Below are 11,588 nucleotides of genomic sequence, written 5' to 3'. Positions count from 1 at the left end.
TCAAAGCTTACTAAGGGATATCAAACTCCGAATGCCATACAGATGATGAACGGGAGTCAGACTATACGAGATAAGTTGGATAGTCAAAAGGGAAAGAGCCCAGACCCGCAGCTAAGGTCCCAAAGTGCATGTTAAGTGGAAAAGGATGTGGGATCTCTAAGACAACTAGGATGTTGGCTCAGAAGCAGCCATTCATTCAAAGAGTGCGTAACAGCTCACTAGTCGAGAGGTCCTGCGCCGAAAATGTCCGGGGCTAAAACATGCCACCGAAGCTTGGGAATGACATAGTCATTGGTAGAGGAGCATTCTTAACGCGAAGAAGCAGTACCGTAAGGAGCTGTGGAGTGCTGAGAAGAGAGAATGCCGGAATGAGTAGCGAGAACAAGGTGAGAATCCTTGTGGCCGAATATCCAAGGTCTCCAGGGTAAAGCTGATCTGCCCTGGGAAAGTCGGGACCTAAGGTGAGGCTGAAAAGCGTAGCCGATGGACAACAGGTTGATATTCCTGTACCGCATGGTAACAGAACTGTGGGGACACGGGAGGGAAACATGGGCCGGAAATGGAAAGTCCGGTACAAACGGGGTAGTCGCACAGCAGGCAAATCCGCTGTGCATGAGACGAAGCCGTGATGTGGAGCGAACTAAAGTAGTGAAGCATGTGCCCCCTCCTGTCGAGAAAAGCCGCTATTGTTTGCCATGCGCCCGTACCGTAAACCGACACAGGTGGATGAGGAGAGAATCCTAAGGCCGGCGGGAGAAGCATTGTCAAGGAACTCGGCAAAATGACCCCGTAACTTCGGGAGAAGGGGTGCCCACGCAAGTGGGCCGCAGAGAATAGGCTCAAGCAACTGTTTAGCAAAAACACAGGTCTATGCGAAACCGTAAGGTGATGTATATGGGCTGACGCCTGCCCGGTGCTGGAAGGTTAAGAGGAGAGGTTAGCGCAAGCGAAGCTTTGAATCCAAGCCCCAGTAAACGGCGGCCGTAACTATAACGGTCCTAAGGTAGCGAAATTCCTTGTCGGGTAAGTTCCGACCCGCACGAAAGGCGTAATGATTTGAGCGCTGTCTCGACAATGCACCCGGTGAAATTGAAGTACCAGTGAAGATGCTGGTTACCCGCGCCAGGACGGAAAGACCCCATGGAGCTTTACTCCAGTTTGGTACTGGAGCTTGGTATTGCATGTACAGGATAGGTGGGAGCTTATGAATCAGGGACGCCAGTCTCTGAGGAGGCGCTGTTGGGATACCACCCTTGCAATATCGGGTTTCTAACCAGCCGCCGTGATCCGGCGGTGGGACAATGCCAGGCGGGGAGTTTGACTGGGGCGGTCGCCTCCGAAAGGGTATCGGAGGCGCTCAAAGTTTCCCTCATAATGGTCGGAAACCATTAGAAGAGTGCAAAGGCAGAAGGGAGGCTGACTGCGACACCGACGGGTGGAGCAGGTACGAAAGTAGGACTTAGTGATCCGGTGGCATAAAGTGGGATTGCCATCGCTCAACGGATAAAAGCTACCCTGGGGATAACAGGCTTATCACTCCCAAGAGTTCACATCGACGGAGTGGTTTGGCACCTCGATGTCGGCTCATCGCATCCTGGGGCTGTAGCAGGTCCCAAGGGTTGGGCTGTTCGCCCATTAAAGCGGTACGCGAGCTGGGTTCAGAACGTCGTGAGACAGTTCGGTCCCTATCCGGCGCGGGCGTAGGATATCTGAGGGGAGCTGGCCTTAGTACGAGAGGACCGGGCTGGACGGACCACTGGTGTACCGGCTGTCATGCCAATGGCATCGCCGGGTAGCCAAGTCCGGAAGGAATAAACGCTGAAGGCATCTAAGCGTGAAGTCCCCCCCAAGATGAGATATCCCATCCTTATAAAGGAGTAAAAACCCTTGAAGAGTACGAGGTAGATAGGGCAGAGGTGGAAGTGTGGCAACACATGGAGCTGACTGTTACTAATCGTTTGAGGGCTTGACCAAGAACACTTAGCGAAAACGAGTCGCAGACGAAGTTTGAGAAGTGAGAAATTGAATGGTGACGGAAAGACACTGGTTCTGTATGAAGTTTTGAAGGTATATATCTTCAATAAAATATAGGGATATAGTTCAGTTGGTAGAACGTTGGTCTCCAAAACCAAATGTCGAGGGTTCGAGTCCTTCTGTCCCTGTAGCAGACACTGAAAAGCAGAAATGTTTTTCAGTGTTTTTTATTTTCTTGTATAGGCTCTAACTTCCCAAGAGAAAAAAATTGATGTATGATAAGAAAGAACAGATTTTGATACAGTAAAAGATGTAGAAAAAGGAGAGGAAGTTTTAGCTTATGAGTATGAAATTTATAATGATTGGTTGTGGCTGGCGGGCACAGTATTTTCTTCGCGCAGCTGAAATACTTTCAGACAGGCTGGAAGTATCAGCGATTGTAATGCATTCTGAAAAACGTGCGCAAGAGATCCAGCAAGAGACAGGGATATTAACAACGACTGATTTGGAAACCGCATTAGATACAAAGCCGGAATTTGCTTTGTTGTGTGTACCGAGAAGTGTTATGAAAGAATGGATTTTGCGACTATGCAAGTTGCAGATTCCCGTACTTTGTGAGACTCCGCCTGGGCAAGATATAGAAGGATTAAATAATCTTTGGAAAGAAGTTCAAATCTTGCATGGAAAAGTTCAGGTTACAGAGCAATATTTTCTGCAACCGTATTATGCAGCGGTTCAGAATGTGATCGACAGTGGGATTCTTGGAGAGATTTCAAATGTATCGATGTCAGCCATTCATGGGTATCATGCCATTAGTATTTTTCGGAAATTCCTTGGAATTGGAATGGAAAATTGTAAAATCAGTGGAAAAACGTATCAATTTCCAGTGACAAAAACAAGAGATCGGGCAGGGTGGCATACGTCCGGAGAAATCTTAACCGGAAATCGGGCACGGATTGATATTATTTTTGAAAATGGAAAAGCTGCATTTTATGATTTTGATAATGAACAGTATTTTTCTCCAATACGAAGTCGTTCCTGGGTGATACAGGGAGCAAGAGGAGAGGTTCGGGGAGATCAGATCTGTTACATGGATCATCAGAATCGTCCGGTAAGCGAGCAGATGCGCAGAGAAGATGATGGAGTTTATAATATAGACGGTTGGAGTCACAGATATATCAGTTTCCGTGGAGAACGAATTTATGAAAATCCATTTCCGGGTGCACGGATAAATGATGATGAGATTGCAGTGACTGATCTTCTGGTTCACATGAAACAATATGTAGAGACAGGAAAAGAGTTTTATCCACTTCGTGAAGGACTTCAGGATGCCTATCTGTCTTTTCTGATGGATGAGGCAGTGGAGAATCCTGGAAAAGAAATTATATCGACAAGCCAAAGCTGGTCTGTCTAAAAAGTTATAAAACAAGTAAAAAATACTGAAATTCTATGTAATAAGAAGCATTTTTCCTGAAACAAGGTTGACAACGAGTAAGCGAATACTTATAATTGCATTGTTAAAAAATATTCAAATGCAAAAACTATGATGAAGAGAGTACGCTGACTGGGAGCATCACAGCGAGCCGGGACGGTGGAAGCCGGTATCAGTACCGCTCAGTGGAAAATCACTTCTGAGTTGCAGTTCTGAAACAAAAAACAGAGTAGATATGGATCATGATTCTATGAAATGATACAGATATCATAGCTGTTTTCAGAGAGTAGGAGCTGACGGTGTTTCCACCGTTACAGGGAACTGGTATCCGGCAAATATGTCGCGTACTTCGAACAGGTGGTTAAAACGATTGTTAAAAGCTTTCGTCCTTTTCGGGACGAAGGCTTTTTATTTTGCAGGAAATTTTATACAATTTTCTGTGAATTATAGAAAAAGGAAAGTCTGATTTTTCTATAATAAATGCGTTCCTGGGAGAATCATAAATAAGCAGAGACAATCTGCAAAGAAATAGGAAAGAAATATAACATGAAATGAGGAGAACAGAATGTACGAAAAAGTTTCAACAAATCTGAATTTTGTGGATCGTGAGAAAAAGACAGAAGAATTCTGGAAAGAAAATGACATTTTCCGCAAAAGTATGGAAAATCGTAAAGAAGGTGAGACATACACTTTCTATGACGGACCGCCTACTGCAAATGGAAAACCGCATATCGGTCATGTATTAACCCGTGTTATCAAAGATATGATTCCGCGTTATCAGACCATGAAAGGAAAAATGGTTCCGAGAAAAGCAGGATGGGATACGCATGGACTTCCGGTTGAGCTGGAGGTAGAGAAATTACTTGGCCTTGACGGTAAAGAGCAGATTGAAGAATACGGTCTTGATCCATTTATCAAAAAATGTAAAGAGTCTGTATGGAAATACAAAGGCATGTGGGAAGATTTCTCCGGAACCGTTGGTTTCTGGGCAGATATGGACAACCCATATGTTACTTATGACAATAACTTTATTGAGTCTGAGTGGTGGGCACTGAAAAAAATCTGGGACAAAGGCCTGTTATACAAAGGTTTTAAGATCGTTCCTTACTGCCCGCGCTGCGGTACTCCGCTGTCTTCCCATGAGGTAGCACAGGGATACAAAGATGTCAAAGAACGTTCTGCAGTGGTTCGTTTCAAAGTAAAAGATGAGGATGCATATTTCCTTGCATGGACCACAACACCATGGACTCTGCCGTCCAACGTAGCTCTTTGTGTAAACCCGGAAGAGACTTATGTGAAAGTAAAAGCTGCTGATGGATATACTTATTATATGGCAGAGGCACTGTGCGACACGGTTCTTGGCAAACTGGCAGATGAAGAGACAGACACAAAAGCATACGACGTACTTGAGACATACAAAGGAAAAGAACTTGAGTACAAAGAATATGAGCCATTATTTGACTGTGCCGTAGACATCTGCGAGAAACAGCACAAAAAAGGCTACTTTGTCACATGCGCTGATTACGTTACACTGACGGATGGTACCGGTGTGGTTCATATCGCTCCGGCATTTGGTGAGGACGATGCCCAGGTAGGACGCAGATATGACCTTCCATTTGTTCAGTTAGTAAATGGTAAAGGTGAGATGACAAAAGAGACACCGTATGAGGGTGTATTTGTAAAAAAAGCAGATCCGATGGTATTAAAAGATCTGGAAGAAAAAGGACTGCTCTTTGATGCCCCGAAATTCGAGCATAGTTATCCGCACTGCTGGAGATGTGATACACCATTGATCTATTACGCAAGAGAATCCTGGTTTATCAAGATGACAGCAGTCAAAGACGATCTGGTGCGCAACAATGCTACAGTAAACTGGATTCCGGAATCCATCGGTAAAGGACGTTTCGGTGACTGGCTGGAGAATATCCAGGACTGGGGTATTTCCCGTAACCGTTACTGGGGAACTCCGCTGAACGTATGGCAGTGTGAGTGCGGTCATATGGAATCCATCGGAAGCCGTGCAGAGCTGGCTGAGAAGAGTGGGGATCCGAAAGCAGCAGAAGTAGAACTTCACCGTCCGTATATCGATGCTGTCACCATCAAGTGTCCGCACTGTGGCAAAGACATGCACCGTGTACCGGAAGTAATCGACTGCTGGTTCGACTCCGGAGCAATGCCATTTGCACAGCATCATTATCCGTTTGAAAATAAAGAAGTATTTGAGCAGCAGTTCCCGGCTCAGTTCATTTCAGAGGCAGTAGACCAGACACGAGGATGGTTCTATTCCCTGATGGCAGAGTCCACACTGTTATTTAACAAAGCACCATACGAGAACGTTATCGTTCTGGGACATGTACAGGATGAGAACGGACAGAAGATGAGTAAATCCAAAGGAAATGCAGTTGATCCGTTTGACGCACTGCAGAAATATGGCGCAGATGCCATCCGCTGGTATTTCTATATCAATTCTGCCCCATGGCTGCCAAACCGTTTCCACGGAAAAGCCGTTATGGAAGGACAGCGTAAATTCATGGGTACACTGTGGAATACTTACGCATTCTTCGTTCTGTATGCAAACATTGATGCATTTGATGCAACAAAATACAATCTGGAATATGATAAATTATCCGTTATGGATAAATGGCTGTTGTCCAGACTGAATTCTACGGTAAAGGCAGTCGATGACAACCTTGGAAATTACAGAATCCCGGAAGCTGCAAGAGCACTGCAGGATTTCGTAGATGATATGAGTAACTGGTATGTAAGAAGAAGCCGTGAGCGTTTCTGGGCAAAAGGCATGGAGCAGGATAAGATCAATGCGTATATGACACTGTATACCGCACTGGTAACGATCTGCAAGACAGCTGCTCCGATGATTCCGTTCATGACAGAAGATATTTACCAGAACCTGGTAAGAAGTATTGATAAAGATGCTCCGGAAAGTATCCATCTGTGTGACTTCCCGGTTGTTGACGAGGCAATGATCAATCCGGAACTTGAGAAAAATATGGCAGAAGTACTGAAAATCGTTGTACTTGGCCGTGCGGCAAGAAACAGTGCAAATATCAAAAACAGACAGCCGATCGGCGATATGTATGTAAAAGCACCGTTTGAAGTACCGGAGTTCTTTGTGGAGATCATCGAGGATGAGCTGAATATCAAGAAAGTAAGCTTCATCGAGGATGTCAGTGCATATACAAATTACAGCTTCAAACCGCAGCTTCGTACCGTAGGACCGAAATATGGTAAATTCCTGGGCAAGATCAAAGCTGCCCTGGAAAATATTGACGGACACGCAGCAATGGCACAGCTGAAAAAAGAAGGTTCCATCACTTTATCTGAAGTGGATGATAGCATCGTTCTGACAGAAGAAGACTTACTGATTTCTGTAGCTCAGACAGAAGGATTTGCTACTGAGACCGGAAATGACATCACTGTTGTACTGAATACAAAACTGACACCGGAGCTGATTGAGGAAGGCTTTGTCCGCGAGATCATCAGTAAGGTACAGACAATGCGTAAAGAGGCAGGATTTGAAGTAATGGATAAGATCGTCCTTTCCTTCAAAGCAGAGAAAACAATCTGTGAAGTATTTGCAGCACACAAAGAAGAAATTCAGAGTGAAGTACTTGCGGTAGATATCAAAGAAGGCGCATTAGAAGGCTACCAGAAAGAGTGGAATATCAACGGCCACAAGGTTGAGTTAGGAGTGGAAAAACAGTAATGAAAAATATTTTATTTGACAAAAAAGAATTCATTAAATGTGTAAAAGACAATGTGAAAACACTTTACCGCAAAACCATGGAGGAGGCTTCCGAACAGGAAGTCTTCCAGGCGGTGTCTTATGCTGTAAAAGATGTTATCATTGACAACTGGCTTGCTACCCAGCAGACGTTCGACAAAGAAGATCCGAAGATGGTATATTACATGTCTATGGAGTTTCTGATGGGTCGTGCCCTCGGTAACAACCTGATCAATCTGACCGCATACAAGGAAGTAAAAGAAGCACTGGATGAAATCGGATTTGATCTGAATATGATCGAAGACCAGGAGCCGGATCCGGCACTCGGAAACGGTGGTCTGGGCCGTCTGGCTGCATGTTTTATGGATTCCCTTGCTACGCTTGGTTACGCTGCTTACGGATGTGGTATCCGTTATCGTTACGGTATGTTCAAACAGAAGATCAAAGACGGTTATCAGGTGGAAGTACCGGATAACTGGCTGAAAAACGGTTATCCTTTTGAGCTGCGCAGACCGGAGCATTCTTTTGAAGTCAAATTCGGTGGTTATGTACAGGCTGAGCCGGCTGAGAACGGACGGACAAAATTCGTTCAGAAAAATTATCAGTCCGTACTGGCTGTTCCGTATGATATGCCGATCGTTGGATACAACAACAATATGGTAAACACGCTGATGATCTGGGATGCTGAGCCGATGGAATGTTTTGAGCTGGATTCCTTTGACAAAGGTGATTACAGAAAAGCCGTTGAGCAGGAAAACCTTGCAAGAAACCTGGTAGAAGTTCTGTATCCGAACGACAACCATATCCAGGGTAAAGAGCTGCGTCTGAAACAGCAGTATTTCTTCGTATCTGCCAGTGTACAGCGTGCCGTAGCCCGTTATAAAAAATATCATCCGGATATCCACAAACTTTCTGAGAAAGTAACCATCCAGATGAACGATACACACCCAACCGTAGCAGTTGCAGAGCTGATGAGAATCCTTCTGGATGAGGAAGGTCTGACCTGGGATGAGGCATGGGCGATCACAACGAAGACCTGTGCATACACCAACCATACCATCATGGCAGAAGCATTGGAAAAATGGCCGATTGAAATCTTCTCCCGTCTGCTTCCGCGTATTTATCAGATCGTTGAGGAGATCAACCGCAGATTCCTTCTGGAAGTAGAAGAGGAATATCCGGGAAATCAGTATAAAAAAGACAAAATGGCGATCATTCATGACGGACAGGTCAAAATGGCACACCTTGCCATCGTTGCAGGTTACTCTGTAAACGGTGTAGCGAGACTGCATACAGAAATCCTGAAAAAACAGGAGTTAAAAGATTTCTACGAGTTATTCCCGCAGAAATTTAACAACAAGACAAACGGTATCACACAGCGTCGTTTCCTGTATCACGGAAATCCGCTGCTGGCTGAGTGGGTATCCAACAAGATCGGAAACGATTGGATCACAGATTTAAGCCACATGGAAAAACTTGCTGTCTATGTAGATGATCCAAAAGCACAGCAGGAATTCATGCAGATCAAATATCAGAACAAGCTGCGTCTTGCAAAATACATCCAGGAGCACAACGGCATTGAAGTAGATCCGCGTTCCATCTTTGATGTACAGGTAAAACGTCTGCATGAGTACAAACGTCAGCTGATGAACATTCTTCATGTTATGTATCTGTACAACAAGATCAAAGAGCATCCGGATATGGAATTCTATCCAAGAACCTTCATCTTTGGTGCAAAAGCAGCTGCCGGTTACAAAAATGCAAAACTGACGATTAAGCTGATCAACGCTGTAGCTGAGGTGATCAACCATGATGCAAGTATTGACAACAAGCTGAAAGTTGTATTTATCGAAGATTATAAAGTATCCAATGCTGAGTGGATCTTTGCAGCAGCAGATGTCAGCGAGCAGATTTCTACTGCAAGTAAAGAAGCATCCGGAACCGGTAACATGAAATTTATGTTAAACGGTGCTGCAACAATTGGAACAATGGACGGTGCAAACGTAGAGATGGCTGAGGAAGTCGGCAAAGAGAATATGTTTATCTTTGGTATGAGTTCCGATGAAGTCATCGCGCATGAGCAGAACCGCGATTACAATCCGATGGATATCTTTAATCAGGATCAGGAAATCCGTCAGGTATTGATGCAGCTCATCAACGGATTCTATTCCGGAAATGATACAGAGCTGTTCCGTGATCTGTACAATTCACTGCTCAATACACAGTGCACACAGTTCGCTGATACTTACTTCTGCCTGAAAGACTTCCGTTCTTACGCAGAAGCTCAGGAGCGTGTGGAGAAAGCTTACAGAGACGAGAAAGGCTGGGCAAAACTCGTTATGCTGAATGTGGCACATGTTGGAAAATTCTCTTCTGACAGAACCATTCAGGAGTACGTAGATGATATCTGGCATCTTGATAAAGTAAAAGTAACTGTAACAGAGCAGTAAATTCGAGTTGAACGTAGGTGAAACTTGGCGCGTGATTCTGATCAGTGTAAGCTGACGTATTCTTATTAGAATCACTGTGCATTTTAAGTTGGTATACTGTCTGCCGTACACAGAGTGCCCCACCCGATATAGGGATTGGGGTATTCCGTGAAGGCAGGCAGTTTTTTTGTGCCCCGAATCAGGTAAGCTTTTACTTTTTCACTGTACAGGTAGGGATCATTGCCTCGCACAATCCCCCATTCCATCAGCAGGGCACAGCTTCCTGTGACAAAAGGAGCGGCCATGGAAGTACCGCTTTTTGATGTATAGCCACCGCCGGGAGCGGCAGAAATGATATTGACGCCGGGAGCTGCCAGATCCGGTTTGATCCGGTGTTCCATCCGGGTAAATCCACGCCCGGAAAAGGCGGCATAACTGTTGAAAGCAGCATTATAGGCACCTACCGAAATAACTTTGGCAGCAGTCGAGGGAATCGTGAGCGTAGTGGTTTCTGTCGGATATAAGAATCCGGTGCCGCTGCCGATTACGGACTCTCCCGGAAGCCACAGGTCATAGGAACCGGCGGTGATGCGGCGGGGATTAAGCGTCAGTTCCCAGATACCAGCATCTATGTAGCTTCCCCGGGGAAGAAAATCCAGATAGATTTCCTGGCTGATGCTGTAGGGGCTTGGTTTTCCGTAATACACCAGAAGTTCGGTCGTTCCGGCGCTAAATCGATAGGTGCCAAGCCGTTCCTGAAATGGCCCGACAATCGTGCCGTTCGGATGGCGCAGGGTTACTTCAATTTCATCCGCGTAAGATTTCCAGAGCTGGAGATTCAGACCGGATTCATAATCACTGACCGAAAATGGAATGGTGACGGGGGAACTATTTGAGAGAAATGATCCGGAAGTGTGAATCCGGGAAGCACCTTCGTTTCCGGTGCCGGTGACAATGCAGGACTTCCAATAAGAAGATACATTATCAAGGTAAGTTTCCAGCAGGGTTGCACCGTCATGGGAACCGTAATTATTGCCAAAACTTAAGTTAATGGCTACAGGCATCTGCCATGAAAACGCTTTTTGCAGGACATAATCTACCGCACGCATCAGTTCCGTAGTGCGGGGAAAACCATCCGGATCGGAAATGCCAAGTTTTACGATCAAAAGGGAACTTAGTGGGGCAACACCGCGGTACTGGCCGTTCGATGCACGTCCGTTTCCGGCAGCAATTCCGGCTACATGTGTGCCGTGGCCGGATAAGTCCCGGCTTGGGACAAGTTGGTATCGTTCCTGAGACGAGGGTGCCTGCAGGGCTTCGTTGATTTCAGCTTGCGTGAAAATCCGGTCAAGGCTCTGATCCCAGAGTTCAAGGATCCGGGTGGTGCTGTCTGCGTTGCAGAAATCCGGGTGGGCGTAGTCAATGCCGGAGTCGATGATGGCAGTGATGATACCGGAACCATAGAGATTGTTTCGTTCTGGAGCAGGTGTTGTCTGAAGTGGCGTGATACAGGAAGCCGATCGCCCGCTATTGACAGCAAAAAAGAGCCGTTTCGGTTTTTCCATGTATTCAATTTCCGGGCGTTCTGATAAGGCATCCAGGAGAGCGGCAGGTACTGTCAGAATTCCGTATCCATTTAATAACGGATGGATCGTGATCTGTGGAAACAGCTCCGAAAGCATATCAAAACCGCCGGAGGCTTTCACAATCACTTCCCAGCTGCGGGAAGCAGTATCATATCCAATATTCAGTTCTAAAGATTTTTCACGTTCTTCCGGTGTGGCGTTCAATGCCAGATTCAGGAGATTTTCTAATTTTTCATTATTCATGATAGCAGATTCCTTTCCTGAAAGTTTTAAAAACTGTAATCATATGATTTGGGTGTCAAAACACCCAAATCTTGATTATACGGATTGCTCCGTGCTTTCATATTATTGTATATGTGCAAAATGTAGAAAATACATCCGGAGCAAGATTATTTTGAAAGAAATGTATCGTCTACATCCCTTGA

At 45.4% G+C, this 11,588-nt stretch carries 4 protein-coding genes, 1 tRNA gene and 1 rRNA gene (1 of these 6 cut by a window edge); 5 read left to right on the top strand and 1 reads right to left on the bottom strand.

From position 1 onward, the window contains the following. The 5 genes from ACIRUQ_RS09465 to ACIRUQ_RS09445 all read left to right on the top strand — a co-directional run. A 23S ribosomal RNA gene (locus ACIRUQ_RS09465) occupies nucleotides 1–1,974 on the top strand (it extends 919 nt beyond the left edge of the window). A 115-nt stretch (nucleotides 1,975–2,089) separates the two neighbouring features. Further along, nucleotides 2,090–2,162, top strand: a tRNA-Trp gene (locus tag ACIRUQ_RS09460). Nucleotides 2,163–2,314: 152 nt separating this feature from the next. After that, nucleotides 2,315–3,388, top strand: coding sequence for a Gfo/Idh/MocA family protein (locus tag ACIRUQ_RS09455; RefSeq protein WP_055290671.1), 1,074 nt, complete (start codon nucleotides 2,315–2,317; stop codon nucleotides 3,386–3,388). A 583-nt stretch (nucleotides 3,389–3,971) separates the two neighbouring features. Then, on the top strand, nucleotides 3,972–7,130 hold the full coding sequence (ileS, locus tag ACIRUQ_RS09450; RefSeq protein ID WP_055290670.1) for an isoleucine--tRNA ligase: 3,159 nt from the start codon (nucleotides 3,972–3,974) through the stop codon (nucleotides 7,128–7,130). Then, complete coding sequence (locus ACIRUQ_RS09445) at nucleotides 7,130–9,598, top strand: glycogen/starch/alpha-glucan phosphorylase (protein WP_055290669.1); 2,469 nt, start codon at nucleotides 7,130–7,132, stop codon at nucleotides 9,596–9,598. The genes ileS and ACIRUQ_RS09445 overlap by 1 nt, the downstream gene beginning before the upstream one ends. Nucleotides 9,599–9,681: 83 nt before the next feature. Here the strand turns inward: ACIRUQ_RS09445 and ACIRUQ_RS09440 are convergent, their stop codons facing one another. Beyond that, nucleotides 9,682–11,406, bottom strand: coding sequence for a S8 family peptidase (locus tag ACIRUQ_RS09440; RefSeq protein ID WP_055290668.1), 1,725 nt, complete (start codon nucleotides 11,404–11,406; stop codon nucleotides 9,682–9,684). Nucleotides 11,407–11,588 lie beyond the last annotated feature (182 nt).

Source organism: Eubacterium ramulus, assembly GCF_045002895.1.
In the GTDB taxonomy this organism is placed as follows: domain Bacteria; phylum Bacillota; class Clostridia; order Lachnospirales; family Lachnospiraceae; genus Eubacterium_I; species Eubacterium_I ramulus.
Note: the sequence above shows the minus strand (reverse complement) of the source record. Positions and strands in the feature narration are given on the sequence as shown.